14 protein-coding genes are annotated in these 17,017 nt (G+C 72.4%); 7 read left to right on the top strand and 7 right to left on the bottom strand.

Features of this window, described 5'->3' with window-relative positions:
- Positions 1 to 106: 106 nt before the first annotated feature.
- Together M3M55_RS04680 and M3M55_RS04675 are read right to left on the bottom strand one after the other, a co-directional pair.
- The gene (locus tag M3M55_RS04680; RefSeq protein WP_249011666.1) at positions 107 to 2,140 is read right to left on the bottom strand and encodes an NADPH-dependent 2,4-dienoyl-CoA reductase; all 2,034 of its coding nucleotides are present in this window, start codon (positions 2,138 to 2,140) and stop codon (positions 107 to 109) included.
- Between the two features lie 27 nt (positions 2,141 to 2,167).
- A complete protein-coding gene (locus M3M55_RS04675; RefSeq protein ID WP_249011665.1) occupies positions 2,168 to 3,058 on the bottom strand; it encodes an HD domain-containing protein in 891 nt (296 codons plus the stop codon).
- 78 nt (positions 3,059 to 3,136) lie between these two features.
- Between M3M55_RS04675 and M3M55_RS04670 the strand changes: the two genes are divergently transcribed.
- A complete protein-coding gene (locus tag M3M55_RS04670; protein ID WP_249011664.1) occupies positions 3,137 to 4,021 on the top strand; it encodes a PAC2 family protein in 885 nt (294 codons plus the stop codon).
- 6 nt (positions 4,022 to 4,027) lie between these two features.
- On the opposite strand, the gene M3M55_RS04665 is transcribed toward M3M55_RS04670, so the two are convergent.
- Positions 4,028 to 7,087 carry an ATP-dependent DNA helicase gene (locus M3M55_RS04665; RefSeq protein ID WP_249011663.1) on the bottom strand — a complete coding sequence of 1,020 codons (3,060 nt, stop codon included), beginning with the start codon at positions 7,085 to 7,087 and terminating at the stop codon, positions 4,028 to 4,030.
- 20 nt (positions 7,088 to 7,107) lie between these two features.
- On the opposite strand from M3M55_RS04665, the gene M3M55_RS04660 reads away from it, so the two are divergent.
- The 4 genes from M3M55_RS04660 to M3M55_RS04645 all read left to right on the top strand — a co-directional run bounded on the left by M3M55_RS04660 (position 7,108) and on the right by M3M55_RS04645 (position 10,645).
- On the top strand, positions 7,108 to 7,959 hold the full coding sequence (locus M3M55_RS04660; RefSeq protein ID WP_249011662.1) for an inositol monophosphatase family protein: 852 nt from the start codon (positions 7,108 to 7,110) through the stop codon (positions 7,957 to 7,959).
- Positions 7,959 to 9,017 (top strand): zinc-dependent metalloprotease, encoded by a 1,059-nt coding sequence (locus tag M3M55_RS04655; protein WP_249011661.1) that lies wholly within the window; start codon positions 7,959 to 7,961, stop codon positions 9,015 to 9,017. The genes M3M55_RS04660 and M3M55_RS04655 overlap by 1 nt, the downstream gene beginning before the upstream one ends.
- A gap of 183 nt (positions 9,018 to 9,200) precedes the next feature.
- Positions 9,201 to 10,307, top strand: coding sequence for a hypothetical protein (locus M3M55_RS04650; RefSeq protein ID WP_249011660.1), 1,107 nt, complete (start codon positions 9,201 to 9,203; stop codon positions 10,305 to 10,307).
- 209 nt (positions 10,308 to 10,516) lie between these two features.
- On the top strand, positions 10,517 to 10,645 hold the full coding sequence (locus tag M3M55_RS04645) for a type II toxin-antitoxin system Phd/YefM family antitoxin (protein ID WP_249011659.1): 129 nt from the start codon (positions 10,517 to 10,519) through the stop codon (positions 10,643 to 10,645).
- A 54-nt stretch (positions 10,646 to 10,699) separates the two neighbouring features.
- Here M3M55_RS04645 and M3M55_RS04640 read toward each other — a convergent pair whose 3' ends face one another.
- A complete protein-coding gene (locus M3M55_RS04640) occupies positions 10,700 to 11,908 on the bottom strand; it encodes a GNAT family N-acetyltransferase (protein WP_249011658.1) in 1,209 nt (402 codons plus the stop codon).
- 64 nt (positions 11,909 to 11,972) lie between these two features.
- On the opposite strand from M3M55_RS04640, the gene M3M55_RS04635 reads away from it, so the two are divergent.
- Positions 11,973 to 13,103 carry an Mrp/NBP35 family ATP-binding protein gene (locus M3M55_RS04635; RefSeq protein ID WP_249011657.1) on the top strand — a complete coding sequence of 377 codons (1,131 nt, stop codon included), beginning with the start codon at positions 11,973 to 11,975 and terminating at the stop codon, positions 13,101 to 13,103.
- 83 nt (positions 13,104 to 13,186) lie between these two features.
- On the opposite strand, the gene M3M55_RS04630 is transcribed toward M3M55_RS04635, so the two are convergent.
- On the bottom strand, positions 13,187 to 16,039 hold the full coding sequence (locus tag M3M55_RS04630) for a beta-galactosidase (RefSeq protein WP_249011656.1): 2,853 nt from the start codon (positions 16,037 to 16,039) through the stop codon (positions 13,187 to 13,189).
- A 114-nt stretch (positions 16,040 to 16,153) separates the two neighbouring features.
- Between M3M55_RS04630 and M3M55_RS04625 the strand changes: the two genes are divergently transcribed.
- Positions 16,154 to 16,348: a hypothetical protein gene (locus M3M55_RS04625; RefSeq protein ID WP_249011655.1), complete on the top strand. Its 195-nt coding sequence runs from the start codon at positions 16,154 to 16,156 to the stop codon at positions 16,346 to 16,348.
- Positions 16,349 to 16,361: 13 nt separating this feature from the next.
- Here M3M55_RS04625 and M3M55_RS04620 read toward each other — a convergent pair whose 3' ends face one another.
- Together M3M55_RS04620 and M3M55_RS04615 are read right to left on the bottom strand one after the other, a co-directional pair.
- Positions 16,362 to 16,709, bottom strand: coding sequence for a type II toxin-antitoxin system PemK/MazF family toxin (locus tag M3M55_RS04620; RefSeq protein ID WP_249011654.1), 348 nt, complete (start codon positions 16,707 to 16,709; stop codon positions 16,362 to 16,364).
- The gene (locus tag M3M55_RS04615) at positions 16,700 to 16,948 is read right to left on the bottom strand and encodes a hypothetical protein (RefSeq protein WP_249011653.1); all 249 of its coding nucleotides are present in this window, start codon (positions 16,946 to 16,948) and stop codon (positions 16,700 to 16,702) included. The genes M3M55_RS04620 and M3M55_RS04615 overlap by 10 nt, the downstream gene beginning before the upstream one ends.
- Positions 16,949 to 17,017: the final 69 nt, after the last annotated feature.

Genomic DNA, 17,017 nt, shown 5'->3' with positions numbered 1-17,017 from the left:
AGTAGACCTGCCATCACCGTCGGTCAATCCGACCCTGATGCATCGCCCTGCCCGGCGCGTATCGAGCAGCGCCACGATCCACTGCACGACCACCTGAGCGGCGCGCCTACAGGGTCGCCGCGAGGCGGGAGGCCTGCTCGATCGCCCGTTTGGCGTCCAGTTCGGCGGCGACGTCGGCGCCGCCGATGAGGTGGACGCTGACCCCGGCGGTGCTCAGCGGCTCGGCGAGCTCGCGGCGGGGTTCCTGCCCGGCGCAGATGACCACGTGGTCGACCTCGAGCAGGCGGGGGCCCTCCCCGGCGACCTGGAGGTGCAGGCCGGCGTCGTCGATCTTCTCGTAGGTGGCGCCGGGGATGAGGTGAACGCCCTTGTGGGCGATCGAGGCGCGGTGCACCCAGCCGGTCGTCTTGGCGAGACCGGACCCGAGCCGGCCGCTGCTGCGCTGACAGAGCCACACCTCCCGGGGGGAGGGGGCCCCGTGGCGTTCGGTGAGCCCGCCGGGGTGGGTGACCGGGTCGGCGACCCCCCACTCGGCCATCCACCGCTCCCGGTCCAGGGTCGGGGAGTCGGTGTGGGTGAGGAACTCGCTGACGTCGAAGCCGATGCCGCCGGCGCCGATCACCGCCACCTTCGCCCCCGCCTCCGCGGACCCGTCGAGCAGCGCGTGGTAGGAGATCACCTTCGGGTGGTCGATCCCGGGGATCTCCGGGGTGCGCGGGGTGACCCCGGTGGCGAGGATGACCACGTCATAGCCGCCGCCAAGCTCGTCCACGTCCGCGGTGACCCCGAGGTGGACCCGCACCCCGAGCCGGCTGAGGCGGGTCTCGAAGTAGCGGACCGTCTCGGCGTACTCCTCCTTGCCGGGGACGCGGGCGGCGAGGTTGAACTGCCCGCCGATCCGCGCCTCCGCCTCATAGACGGTGACGGCGTGGCCGCGCTGGGCGAGCACCGTCGCGGCCGCCATCCCGGCCGGGCCGGCGCCGACGACGGCGATCAGCTTCGCCTCACCGGAGGCGACCGGCGGGTAGGTGAGCTCGGTCTCCCGGCCCGCCCGCGGGTTGACGAGACAGGAGGCCCGGCGGTTCGCGAAGGTGTGGTCGAGGCACGCCTGGTTACAGGCGATGCAGGTGTTGATCTCCTCGGCGCGACCGGCGGCGGCCTTGGCGACGAACTCGGGGTCCGCCAGCAGCGGCCGGGCCATCGAGATGAGGTCGGCCTGGCCGCCGGCGAGGATCGACTCGGCCACCTCCGGGGTGTTGATCCGGTTGGAGGCGATCACCGGGATGGAGACGGCCTCACGGAGCTTGCCGGTCACCCAGCTGAACGCGGCCCGCGGGACGGAGGTGACGATCGTCGGGACCCGTGCCTCGTGCCAGCCGATCCCGGTGTTGAGGATGCTCACCCCGGCGGCCTGGAGGCTCTGGGCGAGCTGGACGGTCTCATCCCAGCTCTGGCCGTCGGGGATCAGGTCGAGCATCGACATCCGGAAGATGACGATGAAGTCCGGGCCGACCGCCTCCCGGACGCGGGCGGCGATCTCCACCGCGAGCCGCTGGCGGTTCTCGGCCGACCCGCCCCAGTCGTCGTCACGGCGGTTGACGTGACGGGAGAGGAACTGGTTGATCAGGTACCCCTCCGAGCCCATGATCTCGACGCCGTCATAGCCGGCGGAGCGGGCGAGGGTGGCGGTGCGGGCGTAGGCGTCGATCGTCCGTTCGACCGCGGCGGCCGACAGCGCGCGCGGCCGGAACGGGCTGATCGGCGACTTCACCGCGGAGGAGGAGACACACAGCGGCTGGTAGCCGTAGCGGCCGGCGTGGAGGATCTGCAGGGCGATCTTCGCGTCGTGGGCATGGACGGCGTCGGTGATCTGACGGTGCGTCTTGGCGGCCCCGTCGGTGGCGAGGCGCGAGCCGAACGGGGACAGCCACCCCTCTCGGTTGGGGGCGAAGCCGCCGGTGATCGCCAGGGCGATCCCCCCGGCGGCCCGTTCGGCGAAGTAGGCGGCGAGCTGGGGGAAGTGGCTGGCCCGATCCTCCAGGCCGGTGTGCATCGACCCCATCACGACCCGGTTGCGCAACGTCGTGTGCCCGAGGTCGAGCGGGGCGGTGAGGTGCGGGTAGGGTCCGGTCGCGCTCATCGCGCCGGGATCCTAGCGGCGCACCGGTCAGGGACGCAGGCCCTCAAGACCGTGCTCGAGCACCCCCTTGACCGCCGCGTCGACGGCGTTGAGCCGGTAGAGGGCGACCGCTTCTGCGGACTGGAACCGGCCGCCGGGCGCGCCGGAGGGCCCGTGGTGGGTGAGCAGGCAGTGCAGCAGCGCGAGCTGTCGGTCGGCGGCGAGGGCGGTGAAGGCCGGGCGGGCGGAGAGCAGCTGCTGGCCGAGGACGAGGTGGCCGAGGACCCGGCCGGCGTCGGTGAGGCCGATCTCCGCCCCGTAGGTGAACTCGGCGGTCCGGCCGAGGTCGTGGACGATCGCCGCGGTGAGCAGCAGATCGGAGTCGAGCCGGCGGTGCAGGTCCGCGGCCTCGCGGGCGAGGGTGGTGACCGCGACGGTGTGCTCGAGCAGCCCGCCAAGGTAGGCGTGGTGACCCGCCCGCGAGCAGGGTGCCAGCCGCCACTGGGCGCGCAGCTCCGCGTCCGCGAGCAGCTCCTCCAGCAGCGCCGCATAGCCGGGGTCGAACACCTCCCCGGCGAGGTGCTCGAGGAAGCCGTCAAGCTCGTCCCGGTCGCGGAAGGCGACGGGCAGGAATGCCTCCGGCGCGGCCTCGGCCCGGTCCCCGGCGGCGGCGATGTCGGCGACCTCGACGACGAGCTGGTCGCGGAAGCGTTCGACCCGGCCGCGGACGCTGACGAGGTCACCGCGGTCAAAGCGGCCGCCGAGCAGGTCGGCGTCACGGAAGGCACGGGCGGGCACGGTGCCGGTCTGGTCGCGCAGCTCGAGGGCGAGGTAGGGCGAGCCCGTCCGGGTCATCAGCCGGTCCTTGCGGACGCAGGCGAACACGCCGTCGACCTCATCGCCGGCCCGCAGGGTGCTGATCGTCGCCGCGGCGCTCATCTCAGCCGCCATCATCGCGCACCGCCGGGACGGCGCCGGCCCCGCAGGGACCTCCAGGCCATCCTGTACGGTGAGAGTATGCATCCGCTGCAATGGGAATACCGTCCCTCCGGCCTGCGCGCCCCCGCGCTCGTGTGCGCCTTCAAGGGCTGGAATGACGCAGCGGATGCCGCCTCCTCGGCGGTCAGCTTCGTCGGCGAGTCGCTCAAGGGCCGCCGCTTCGCCGCCGTCGACCCGGAGGAGTTCTACGACTTCCAGGCGACCCGGCCGCGGGTGAAGATCGTCGACGGGGACACCCGCTCGATCGAGTGGCCGACCGTCGAGGTGTACGAGGTCAAGGTGCCCCGCGCCCCGCGGGACCTGATCCTGCTGATCGGCCCCGAGCCGTCGTACCGGTGGCGGACCTTCACGGAGGTCGTGATCGAGCTCGCCGAGACGCTCGACGTCCAGCTCGTGGTGACCCTCGGGGCGCTGCTCGCCGACGTGCCCCACACCCGTCCGGTGCACGTCACCGGGTTCGCCACCGACCCCGGCCTCACCGAGCGGCTTTCCCTGCAGCGCTCCTCCTATGAGGGCCCGACGGGGATCCTCGGCGTGCTCCAGCACGCCTGTCATCAGACGGGGCTGCCGTCGGCGAGCATCTGGGCGGCGGTCCCCCACTACATCGCCGCGAGCCCGAACCCGAAGGCCGCCCTCGCGCTCGTCCGCAAGCTCGAGGGGATGGTCGGCGTCGCCGTCGACGCCGGCGAGCTGGAGGTCGCCTGCGCGGACTATGAGCGCCAGGTCAACCTCGCCGTGCAGTCGGACCCGGACGTGCAGGCGTTCGTGGAACGGCTCGAGCAGGCCTCCGGGGATGACGCGGAGGAGGAGCCGTTCCCGATGCTGTCCGGGGACGCCATCGAGCGGGAGCTGCAGCGGTTCCTGCGCCAGCGCGGCGGCGATCCGCCCCGCGGCGGGCACTGACCCCCCTCAGCGCTCGGCCGCCGGACAGGTGAGCCGGTAGTCACAGAACCCGCAGGCGGCCGTGGACGGGGTCGGCTCGAACTCCTGGGCGAGGATTCCCTCGGCGACCTCGACCGCGACGGAACGGATCCATTCGGAACGCTCCGCGCCGGCGGGGACGGCGACCTTCGCGTCATCGAGCAGGTAGTAGTAGGCGCCCTGGCTGGGCTCGAGCCCCCACGCCTCCGCCGCCGCGACGGTGTAGAGGGACAGCTGGACGTCCTGGGCGAGCGCAGCGGGGCTGCGCGGCCGGCCGGTCTTGTAGTCGATCAGCTCATAGCCGCCGTCGGGGAGCCGGTCGACCCGGTCGACGCGGCCGCGGACGAGGTGGGTGCCGAGCCGGAAGCTGAAGGACCGCTCGAACCAGACCGGCTCGCCGCTCTGATCGGCCGCGGCGGCGTGGAAGCGCTCGAGGGCGACCTGGGCCTTGACCCGCAGCTGGCGTTCCTCGGCGCTGTCACCAAAGCCCTGCCGGCGCCAGGCGTTCTCAAGCAGGTCCGAGATCCGCTCCAGCGATCCGTCCGCCCCGGCGCCGCCCTCGCCGTTGTGGAAGCGCTCGAGGACCTGGTGGACGGTGATCCCGAAGCGCTGGTGCAGGGTCGGCTCCTGGGGGATCCGGAACACCCGGGCGAACTTGTACTTCAGCGGGCAGCTGCGGTAGGTGTCGATGTCCCCGGCCGACAGCATGACCCCGCCGTCGCGCAGGGGCAGGAAGCGGGCGAGGGACGGCTCATCCCGGGCGGCGAGGGTCCGGGCGCGGCGGCGGACGTCCCGGTCGGCGTCGAGCAGGTGCTCGTCCAGCGGGCTGGAGTGGAAGATCTCGCGCTGCTCGGCGGTGATCGCGGAGGCGATCCGCAGGTTGACGTCGACGAGCGCGTCGGTCAGCGGCTGGCCGTCCGGGCGGGCGATCAGCGCCGCGACCTTGAGCAGCTCGAGGTAACGCACGACGGCGTGGGAGACGTCGAGGTCGGTGTCGAGGCGCAGCTCGGCGAGCCGCCCGGCCGCCCGGGTCGTCCCGGCCATCAGCTCGTCGCGGAGCATCCGGAAGCTCGCGGGCAGGCTCTCGTCCGGGCTGAAGGGCTCCTCGGAGATCTCCTCCCACTCCGCCCCGGCCTCCCGGCGGGCCGCCTCAACGAGCTCATGGGGGCGGCCCGCGGTCGGGACCCAGCCGAGCACGACGGTGTCGGTGGCCCGGGTGAGGATCGCCTCCAGGCGGGTGGCGAGCTGGGTGTGGCGGGGGGCGGTGTCGTCGGCGGGAAGGGGCTCGCTCAGCAGCGCGTCCGGGACCGGGACGTCACCGGCGCCGGTGAGCTCGGCCCCAAGGCCGAGCGCAAACAGGACCTGCACGGACAGGCCGCCGCAGGCCTCGAGGGCGACGATCTGCACCTCCTCGGTGTCGGTCAGCGCCGGCAGGTCGCCGTCCCCGACCGCGAGGGCGGTCTGGTCGGCGACGGCGGCGATCGAGCGGGCGAAGTCCCGCGCGTGCGCTCGCGGGCTGCGCATGCCGTGGGCGGCGGCGAGGGCGCTGAAGCGTGCGAGCGCGCGGAGCTGGTCGACGACGTCAGCCTGACCGGTGAACAGGTGGCGGCGGCGCAGCCCGAGCCGGTCGATCAGCCGGTGGACGCAGAGGTCGGCGCCGATCGTGTCGATCTCGGCCGCGCCGGCCCGCTGGAGGGCGAGGAAGGCGCGGATCCGCTCGCGCGCCTCCGGCGGCACCTGCGGGGATTCGGTCGCGGCGCTGAGGGCGCTGACCATGTCAAGCTTGCGCCGGCGGGCGATCTGGGTGACCCGGGCGACGTCGACGGAGCGCAGCTCGACGGGCGGCCGGACGAGCGCGCGGACGACTGCGGGCGCGTCGGTCGGGTCGCTGAGCAGGCGCAGCCAGGCGATCAGGTCACGGATCTCGGTGCGGGCGAAGAACGCGGCCTCCCCGACGAGGCGGTGGGGCACCGCGCGGGCCTGGAGGGCGGCGGCGAGGGCCGGCCCGTCGCGGGTCACCGACGGGACGGCGACGGCGATCGCGGCGGGCTCCAGCGGCGCCTCGGGGCGGGACAGGAGCGCCTCGATCTCCCGGGCGACCGCCTGGGCCTGGGCACGTTCGGAGTCCGCGGCCCAGAACCGGCGGGTCGGGCGGCGGCCGGGCCCGGGCAGGGCGACCCGGCGGGTGTGGGCGGTCACGAAGCTCTCCAGGCGGGCGGCCCCGGCGCCGCGCAGGCCGCCGATCGCGCCGGTGGGATCCCCGGCGACGGTGAGCCGCGGGCCGGCGATCACCCGGGCGAGGGTGCTGGCGGCGAGCGACAGCTCGTGCGCGTCGTCGACGAGCAGATGGTCAAAGCAGTCGCGGGCGAGACCGGGCTCGGAGGCGACCCGGATCGCCCGGGCGATCAGGTCGCCGCGGTCGAGCAGGCCGGCGGCGGCGAGGATCCGGTCGTGGGCGGCATACAGGGCGGCGAACTCCCGTTCGCGCGCGCCGTGCACCGGCAGCCGGCCCGTCCGGGCGGCGGCGGCGAGCTCGGCATCCCCGTCGAGCTGGGCGGCCCAGCGGTCGTAGCGGGCGGCGGTGATCAGCGCGGCCTTGAGCACGTCGATGCGGCGCAGGATGCCCGCCAGCAGCGCGCTCGGGTTGCCGCCAAGGTCGTGGTGGCTCAACGGGAGCTCGTCGATCCGCTCACTGAGCAGGGCGAGCCGCTCACTCGCGCTGAGGACCGCGTCGGGCAGGTGGCCATATCCGGGGACGCGGCCCAGCAGCGCGGCGGCGAGCTGGTGGGGCGCGCCGACGGCGAGCTCCCCGAATCCGCCGGGCAGCGTCCGTTCGAGCGCGGCCGCGACCGCCTCGGCCCGGTTCGCGCTCGGGACGAGCACGGCGATCCGCTCGGGGGCGGCTCCCTCCCTGACCAGGAAGGTGAACCGGTCCCGGATCAGGGTGCTCTTGCCGGTGCCGGACACCCCCGTGATCAGCAGCGGCCCGCCGCGGTGGCGGACCGGGTCAGGGGGCGGGGATGGCGTGGCGGTGAGGGGTGCGCCCACGTTCCTGTCAGCATAGGTCGGTGGCCTCCATCCTCGCCAGTGACTGGCTCGTCGCCTGCCGCAGTGCCGTCACGGACGTCCGCTCGTTGCTGGAAAGCCTGCCGAGCATCGCCGACCGGGCGGTCGAGACGGGCACCGTCGGCAGCGGCGGTGACGACACGCTGATGATCGACGCGGCCGCGGAGGAGGCGATCTTCGCCCAGCTCGACGCGCTCCACGCCGGCGGACTCGACTTCACCGCCGTGTCGGAGGAGCGCGGGGAGGTGAGCTTCGGCGGCGGCCCGCTGCGGGTCGTCATCGACCCGATCGACGGGTCGCTCAACGCCAAGCGCGGCCTGCCCCACCACGCCCTGTCGATCGCCGTCGCGGACGGGCCGCTGATGTCCGACGTCCGCTTCGGCTACGTGTTCGACTTCGGCCCGGAGGAGGAGTGGTGGGCGAGCGAGGGTGCGGGCGCGTTCTGTAATGGCCGGCGGCTGGACCCGAGCGTGCCGGAGCGGCGCGGTCCGACCGGCCGCCTCGAGGTGCTCGGGATCGAGTCCGCCGACCCGCGCTGGGTCGCGGCGGCCGCCGAGCCGCTCGCCGCCAGCGCCTACCGGCTGCGTGCGCTCGGGACGATCGCCGCCGCACTGTGCCAGGTCGCCGCCGGCCGCCTTGACGGGCTCGTCTCCCTGCGCGCCTGCCGGGCCGTCGACGCCGCCGCCGGCCAGCTGATCGTCCGCGAGGGCGGCGGCGCCGTCGCCTTCCCCGCCTGCGACGCGCCGTTGGGGGCGCCGCTTGACGTGATCGCCCACTCACCGGTCGTCGCGGCCCGCAGCGAGGCGACCGTTCAGGAGCTCGCCCTCATCCCCGCCAGCGGCACCCGATCCTGATGAGCGACCTCGTCGACTGGATCGTCGCCGAGTGGATCGCCACCCGCGTCGCCGGCCGCGGGCCCGCTGGCCCGCGGCCGACCACCCCCGACCTCAGCACGATCGCCGCGGAGGCGCAGCGTCGGGTCGTCGCCTACACCGGCCTCGTGCCGGACGCGCCGCTGCCCGCGCCCGAGGCGGTCGACCGGCGTGAGTGGGTGCGCGCGAACCTCACCTCGATGCGGTCCCTGATGGAGCCTGTCCTCACCCGGGCGGGCAGGGGCCTCGGACCGGCCGCTCCGGCCGCCCAGCTGGCGATCGGCGCGGCCGTCTCCACCGAGCTGGGCCTGCTCGTCGGCTATCTCGCCCAGCGGGTGCTCGGCCAGTACGAGCTCGTGCTCGTGGAGGAGGCCGACCCGCACCCGCCCCGGCTGCTGCTCGTGATGCCGAACCTGACCAAGGCGGTCGCCGGGTTCGGGGCCGACGCGGACGAGTTCCTCACCTGGGTGATGCTCCATGAGGTCACTCACGCGGTTCAGTTCGGCGCCGTCGGCTGGCTCAAACCGCACCTCAGCGGCCTGATCGGCGAGCTGATGGCCTCCGCGGAGGTCCGGATGGAACGGCCCCGCCGGCTGTCGCTGCCGACCGCCGCCGGGGTCCGCCGGGTCGGGCGCTCCCTCATCCGGGCCGACCTGATCGGCGCGTTGACGAGCCCGACCGAGCGGGCGACGATCGACCGGATCCAGGCGGTGATGGCGGTGATCGAGGGCCACGCCGAGCATGTGATGGATGCCGTCGCCCCCGAGCTGCTGCCCTCCCTGCCGCGGCTGCGGGCCGCCCTCGATGCCCGCCGGACCGGCCGGATGGGACCCTCGCGGCTGATCGGCCGGCTGCTCGGGCTTGAGCTGAAGCTCGCCCAGTACGCGCGCGGAAAGGTGTTCTGTGATGCGATCGTCGCGGCGGCGGGAACGGCCGCGCTCGCCCACCTCTTCTCCGCCCCGTCGGCCCTGCCGACCCGGGCCGAGCTCGAGGATCCGGCCGGGTGGCTCGCCCGGACGGCGGCCGCCCGCGGCGGCTGACCGCCACCTTGGCCGGACCGCCAACGTTGGGATTCTGTGAGGAAGCGCACATTGGTGCCGGCGGGCTGTAACAGCGACGCTACGGGGGCGTATCTCGACTGTCGGACGCCTGCAGGGGTTTCTCGGCGTCGACGTCACCCTTGACCGAATCGAACTTCCACGGAAGCGAGCTGAGCGGGACACATGCCTGAGAACACACCGACCACGGCCGGCGCCTCATCCACCGCCCCGGAGACCGCGACGACGACGCCGGAGAGCACCGGCGCCGCCACCCCCGCGAGCCCGGAGGCGACCGCCCCCCGCCGTCCTCGGCGCACTGCCGCTGCCGGGGCGGCCGGCACGGGCACCCAGAGCGCCGCGGCGCGCACGCCGCGACCCCGTGCGAGCGCCGCCGCTCCGACCGGGACCGCCAAGGCTCGTGCCGGCAAGGGCAGCGCCGCCGCCGCCGCGAAGAAGACGACGGCCGCAGGCGCGAAGGCGACCGAGACGGCTGGGACCGGCGCCGCGAGCAAGCGGACGGCTGCCAAGACCTCCGCGACCACCAGGCGGACGACCAGCGCCAAGCCGGCCGCCACCAAGCGAGCGAGCGCGGGCCCGAAGCCAGCCCCCGGGTCCCGCACCGGCGCGGCCGCCCCGCCCCGGGCGCCGAGCGACTCGACCCAGGCGCGCACCCCGGTCGCCCAGGCCGCCGTCGTCGCCGAGCGGGCGATGCTCGTGCCACTCGGAGCGAGCCTGATCCTGCGGGATGAGGTCGCCTCGAGCCTGCGTGACCTCGGCGCGAAGTTCGAGACCCGGGAGAGCCTGGCCAAGGAGCTCGAGCGCTTCGAGCGGCGCGGTGCGAGCGCCCGCGAGGGCCTCGAGCGCCAGGTCCGGGACCAGCGCGCCCGGATTGAACGGCGGGTCCGTGATCAGGCCGGCCAGATCGAACGGACCGTCCGGGAGCGCGCCAAGCGGATTGAGAGCGACCTCTCCTCCCTCTCGGGTGGGTTCGAGCGCCGGGCCGCGAAGCTCGGCAGCGAACTCGAACGCCAGCGCGGCGTGATCACCGTTCAGCTCGATGATCCCCTCAGCTTTCTCTCCGCCCAGCTGGAGAAGCCGACGGCGTTCGTCTCCAGCCAGCTGGAGAAGCCGACCGCGTTTGTCTCCAGCCAGCTCGAGAAGCCCGTCAGCTTCGTCACGACCCAGCTGGAGAAGCCGGTGGCCTTTGTCGGCGCCCAGCTGAGCCGCCAAGCGTCCCTGCTCAGCTCTAGTGTGACGAAGATCGCCTTCGGGACGGCGACAGTCGGCTAACTTCGTTCTCACGAACTTCCCCCGCAGGTCGCCCAGGAGAGCGACTCACCGGGACGGATTCGTCGGCCTCATATCCTCGCCGGCGGATGTAGCACCCTCTCCTCCCTCAACCGCCGGGGTGTCACGCAAGTGGCACCCCGTCGGTGTTTAAGCGGCCGGCCCTGCCCGGTCGATCGCGCGTGCACCCAGGCGTCCGGGAAGTCCCAGGCGTGCGCGAACTCCACGACCACCTCAGTGCGTACGTGCGCCTGGCGGCCGACGGCGGCCAGGTGATCGTGACGATGCACGGACGCCCGGTCGCACGCCTCGTGCTCTCGCCGGCGCCGCCCTCGCCGTGAAGCTGTCGGTGGCCCCGAGCACCCAGACGTGAGCTGCTCGGGATCAGCTCCCGATCAGCTCGGCGGCGCCTCGAGCACGTGCGCCGGAGGGTTGTAGCGGCGGATCCGCTCGGGCGGGGCGGCGGGGACCGCGCCCTCCTCCCAGATGCGCTCATAGGCGCGGTAGATCTTCGTGATGTGGCCGCCCATCGCCTCCAGCCCCCGGTTCATCGACCGGTTCGTCTCCAGGATCCAGCCGGCCTCCCCGTGGGTGATCTTGGTCTTCGGGGCGGTGTCGTAGTGCTCCATGTACAGCAGGGAACCCGCGCCGGTGTGCTGGTAGGCGGGCATCACGCCGAGGAAGCCGACCCGGGCGCGGTCGATGAAGCGGCGTTTGAAGATCAGGTAGAACCAGCCGAACGGGAGCAGGCGCCCCTTCATCCGCTCCTGGACCTGGTTCGGGTCGGGGATCGTCGCGGCCATCGCGACGAGCTCACCGCCGGGCCCCTCAACGATCATGAACCACTCGCCGGCGAAGACGAGCTGGTAGTCGACCCACAGCTCGGGCTTGTCCGCCTTCGTGTAGGGGACAAACCCCCAGTTCTTGGCCCAGGCGGCGTTGTAGACCTCGATGAACTGGTCAAGGTCCCGCCACAGGCTGCGCCGGGTCATCCGCCGCACCGTCAGGCCGTGCTTGTCCCGGGCCTCCTGGGCGAGCTGGGGCAGGATCGGCAGCATCCGCTCGGTGCGGTCGGCGATGTCGAGCTCCCAGTGGTACATGTCCATCGCCTTGGTGAGCCCGGCCGCCTCCACCATCGTCTGGTAGTAGGGCGGGTTCCACCCCTGGCGGATCATCGGCTCGAGGTGGTGGCCCTTGATCAGGATCCCCGCCTCATCGTTGGGGGTGAAGCTGAACGGGCCGACCATCCGGTCACAGCCCTGGGCGCGCAGCCACCCTTCGGCGGCGGTGAGGAGCGCGTCACAGATCTCCTGGTCCTGCTCGAAGTCGAAGAACCCGAACAGCCCCCAGCGGGTGTTCTGCTGGGCGTTGAGCCGGTGGCTGACATGGGCGCTGATCCGCCCGACGATCCGCCCGTCCCGGCGGGCGAGGAAATACTGGGCGGTGCCGTGCTTGAAGAACGCGCCGGTGGCCCGGGTCAGGTAGGCGTAGCGTTCGATGCGCAGCTGGATGATCCACGGGGTGCCGGCGTGGAGCCGCTCGGGCAGCTTGACGAAGGCCTGGAGCTCACGGAAGCCGCGAACCGGAGTGATGACGAGCGACATAGGCGGGGGACGCTACCAACTGGGCCCCCGGCCTCCGCCGCACACCGTCTGCGAGAATGGTCGTATGCCCACCAGAGACCAGGTCTACACGGCGCTCGGGTCCGTCATCGACCCCGAGCTGCACAAGGACATCGTGACGCTCGGCATGGTCCGCAACGTCGAGATCCACGCCAACGGCGTCATCGACGTGACCGTCGCTTTGACGACGGCCGGCTGCCCGATCCGTGACCATTTCCAGAACGGCGTCAACTCGGCGATCCGGGCGATCGACGGGGTGACCGGGGTCAACCTCACCTTCGACGTCCTCTCTGACCAGGAGAAGCAGGCGCTGCGGGGCAAGCTCGGACGGGCGACCCTGCCTGAGGGCGCCCTCGCGGAGGTCGCCCACGTCATCTGCGTCGGCTCGGGCAAGGGCGGGGTCGGCAAGTCGAGCGTCACCGCGAACCTCGCCGCCGCCCTCTCACGGGCGGGCAAGTCCGTCGGCGTGATGGACGCGGACGTGTGGGGCTACTCCCAGCCGCGGATGTTCGGTCTCTCCGGCGGCCGCGCGCACGCGAACGCGGCCCGCAAGATCGAGCCGCTTGTCGGCCCGGAGGGGATCAAGGTCGTCTCGATCGGCTTCTTCGTGGAGGAGGAGGCCGCCGTCGTCTGGCGCGGCCCGATGCTGCACAAGGCCCTCCAGCAGTTCCTCGAGGATGTCGAGTGGGGGCGCCTGGACTACCTGCTGATCGACCTGCCCCCCGGCACCGGCGACGTCTCGATGACCCTCGCCCAGCTGCTTCCGCAGGCGAAGTTCATCATCGTCACCACCCCGCAGGCGGTCGCCCAGACCGTCGCCCGGCGGTCGGCGGAGATGGCAACCAAGCTCGAGCTGGAGATCTGCGGCGTGATCGAGAACATGTCCGGTTTCACCAACCCCGAGGGTGTTTCCTACCCGATCTTCGGGGAGGGCGGCGGCCGCCTGCTCGCCGAGGACCTCGACGTCCCCCTGCTCGCCCAGGTGCCGCTCACCCTCGCCCTGCGTGAGCAGTCAGACGGCGGTCTGCCGGTCGTCTTCTCCGCGCCCGAGGACGCGGCCGCCGTGGCCCTCACGAGCGCCGCCAAGCGCCTGATCGCGATGGACACCGCCGTGCTGCCGATGGCGTCGGTGGCGGCGCCGGCCAAGCCGGTCGGGATGTCGCTGCCGATGGCCTGAGCCGCGGTTCGGTCCTGGCCGGCTTCCAGCGCCGGGCGTCGCTGCGACCGGTTCGCCGTCCAGAGCGCCGGAGGCCGGTCCGGCTAGCGCACCGACCGCCACCGCCGAGCACAGGCCCGGCGGTGGCGCCTGGCCCGGTGCCGCGGCTCGTTCCAGCGCACCTCCAGCGTGTGGCTGCCGGCGCCGACGACGACGCTGACGGCCCGGCCGTCGGACCGGACCGGGCGGATCGGCGCGCCGTCCAGAGTCACAACCCGCAGGCGCCCCGGGAGCCGCAGAACGATCTCGGCCGTGTCCGGGGCCCACAGGGCCAGAGCGACCGCCAAGCGGTTCGGCGCAGTCACCCCCTGGAGCTGTGCGGTCGCCCACAGCAGACGCCCCTGGTTGGGAAGCTCGTAGTCGACGGGCAGCACGATCCCGGTTTCTGCGGGCAGCGTCAGCTCTCCCCGGCTCGGCAGCACGACTGTTCTGGCTCCCACGCGCGTGCGGAGCCGGAGGGGGACCGGCACCGGCCAGCGGTTGTTGGCGACCACCGTCGCGCCCTGTCCGTCGGGGGCATCGAGCACCCGAGCCTGGATCCGCGGGTCGACGCTCTCAATCGCCGGCGGGGCACCGACGAGCGCCCGGATGGCGGTGACGTGGGCGGCGTCAGGCGGACAGTAGGGAATCTCGTTGAGAACCTGGGGGGTTCCGTCCGACGCCGCGGTGATCTGCACCAGGCCGACGACCTGATCGCCGTTCCAGTAGGCGATCGCGCCGCCGGCGAGCACATAGGTGCTGCTGCGGCGCTGGTTGGTGTACTCGTAGACGATGAAGGTCTGCGCGGGGCCGTTGGTCAGCGCGGCGGGGACCGCCGCCGCGGCCTGCGGACCGAAGTACTTCCCGGCGAGGGTGGCCACCTGTCCGAGTTGGGTGACGGGATCGGCCGCGGCCGATCCGGGCACCTCCTCGAGCACCGCTCCTGACCGGGAGGCGATGTTGTAAGCCGCCGGCCAGCTGCCGAGCAGCACCGCCTCTCCCTGACCGACCCTGCGGCGGTAACCGCACGGTGCGCCGGCGCGTGAAGCGATCGCCTCAGCCCGCGCGGAGAGGGAGAACGTCTGCACCCCCAGATAGGTCGTCACCGGGTGACCGAGCACATCGATCTCCTGGGCCGGCTCGGGGTAGAAGGTGGCGACGGGCTCGCCGAAGCACGCCTGGGCGAGGATCGCACACGGCTCGAGGTCCTCGTCGAGGCTTGGCGGCTGGGCCCAGCAGACGAGATGTCCACCCCGGCGCACGTAGCGAGCCAGGCTGACCTGTGCGCTGCGGGGCAGGATGTCGGCAGACGCGAGCAAGATCGTCCGGTAGTCGAGGTAATCTTCCGGGGCGGCTGCGCTCGTGTCCAGCAGGTCGAAGGCGTATCCGGCGCGCAGCAGCAGCGTCGCGAGCGCCGGAACGTGATGCTCGATGACCGCGTTGACATCTGTGACAAACCCCCACTGCTGAGAGTCAACGGGCGCGTGGGCGAGGTCGTTGTCCCAGACGATCGCGACGTCGGCCCGTCGCCGGCACTCGGTCAGGCGACGGCCGGCGGTCCGCAGGGCCTGACCGAGCCGGCCGCTGACGCCGACCGCATCGTCGGGGACACCCTGCTGGTAGTTGAACTGGATCGAGCCGATGATCCCCTCTCCGAGCAGCAGGCTGGACAGCAGCATGTCACCCTCTTGGGTCTCGGCCGACCAGACGTTTGTCCGGTTGCGCTGCGCGGCTCGGGCCGACTGGGCGGTCAGCTCGATGAGCGGCATCGCCTCCGGGCCGTCAGCGCCCGGATAGAGCTCGGGGGCGAGCAGCACCGCCGCCGCGTCAGCCGCGAAGTCAGCCGGCGGGGTCAGCGACAGCTCCATCTCGTGCGTGATCGGGACGTCGACGCCGGCGGCGCGCAGCTCGCCCGCGAGCGTGCCGAGAAACGTGCCGATCTGATCGGCTTTGAACCGCTGCCAGGCAAAGGCGGGCCGCAGCGAGGCGATTCCCTGGGCCGGCGACGGCCAGGCTCGCGGCGGCGGTTGGCCCGTCACGGCCGTGTAGCGGGCGACCATCGCCGGGTTGTAGTCAACCTCGAAGGCGCCGAAGTGATAGTAGAAGCAGGTCTCATCGTCGACCTGGACGGCGACGACCGGCCCGCCGTTGCTGTGCAGCCAGGGCCGAACGAACGCCGCGAAGCCCTGGAGCCACTGCTGAACGGCGCTCAGGTAGTAGGGGGAGGCGTAGCTGGGTGAGGGGAAGTAGTACAGCGACATGCCGCCGAGCAGCGCCGCGACCGCGGGCGGGCTGCTCCAGGGCGGGCTGACCAGCAGGGGGGTGCCGTCCGCACCGTACTCGAAGGTGTCCGCGGGCGCGCCCTGGAGAAACCAGTCCGGTATCCCTCCGTTGCGCCACTCGTCGGAGATGAACGGTCCCGGCCTCAAGATGACCGAGAAACCGGAATCGCGACACGCCCCGAGAAAGGTCTCAAGGTCGGTGTTGACCTGCAGACCGAGATCGTAGGTGTTGACCCCCCCGGTCCCGACCGAGTCGCCGAACTGGAACGGGTCGAGGTGATGATCGTTGGGCAGGATTGGATGGGTCCTGCCCTGAAAGTCGAGCGTCCCCCTCGAGAACTCGTGGACGTTCCAGGGGACGTAGGTCTGGATCACGCTGAAGGCCGCTTCCCGGCAGAGGGCGAGCCGGTCCGGAAGCGTCGCCGGGTCTGTGCGGAAGTACTGCAGTTCCCCGCCGAACACCGGCGTGTCGAGCAGATAGGGACGGGGTCCGACGGGAACCGGTCGGGGACGTGGCCGGAGGCGGCGCCCGGCCGGCGGTCCTGGCAAGCCACGCGCGGGTGCGGGACCTGCGAGCAGGAGCGCGCCAGCCGCCCCAGCCGCCTTGACGAACGTTCGCCTGCTGATCTCCCGCACCGCCAACCTCTCCCGTACCGACCGACCCGCTCAACCCGGCAGGGCAGCGCCGCGGTCAGCCTCGCCGGAGGCTAGGCGCAGTGACCGGGGATGTCAAAGTGAGCCGCTTCCCCGGTGCCGCTCACCCTCGCCCTGCGTGAGCAGTCAGACGGCGGGCTGCCCGTCGTCCTGTCCGCGCCCGAGGACGCTGCCGCGGCTGCGCTCACGAGCGCAGCCAAGCGCCTGATCGCGATGGACACCGCCGTGCTGCCGATGGCGTCGGTGGCGGCGCCGGCCAAGCCGGTCGGGATGTCGCTGCCGATGGTCTGAGCCGTGAGGCTGATCACGCTGTACGGGTGAGAAGTTCGAGCTGGGCCGAGACGGCCCGCCTCGCCTCCTGACTCGCGGTTCCCAACCGGGTCGTCATCCGATCGTGGCTGACGGTCCGCACGTGATAGGCCTCGGCATAGCTGACCCGCGGGACTCCCTTGACCTCGAGTTCGATCGGGACTCCCGCCGGCCGTTGCGTGCTCGTGAGCGGGACGACGATCGACCGTCGTGCCCGGTGCACGTTCATCTCATCGACGCTCACGATGAGGACGGGCCGGGTCTTGGCGATCTCACTGCCGACCACCGGGTCGAGCACACAGCACCACACCTCCCCCTGACGTGGTGGGTGCGCTAGCGCCACGCGCTGAAGTCCTCGTTGGGGTCGAGACCGTCCATCAACGTTCCGTCCAACTCTGCCGCATCCTCGGCGAGTCCTGGATCGTCGAGTGACGCGACGATCGCGTTCAGGAGCTCTTCGTCCATGAGACGGTTCACCATCTGGTCGACATATTCGATGGTGGTCTGGGAGGCGGCGCGAGCGAGCTGGTTGATCCGATCGCGTGCGCGCTCACTGACCCGGATGGTCGTCGTCGCTGACATAGCCCACATTGTAGATTCCCACGTCTACGCAATCCACCCGCGCCGCGCGGCTTCGGGCGGCCGCGACTG

This window comes from Conexibacter sp. DBS9H8 (assembly GCF_023330685.1).
In the GTDB taxonomy this organism is placed as follows: Bacteria; Actinomycetota; Thermoleophilia; order Solirubrobacterales; family Solirubrobacteraceae; genus Palsa-465.
This window is presented reverse-complemented; position numbering and strand designations above follow the sequence as displayed.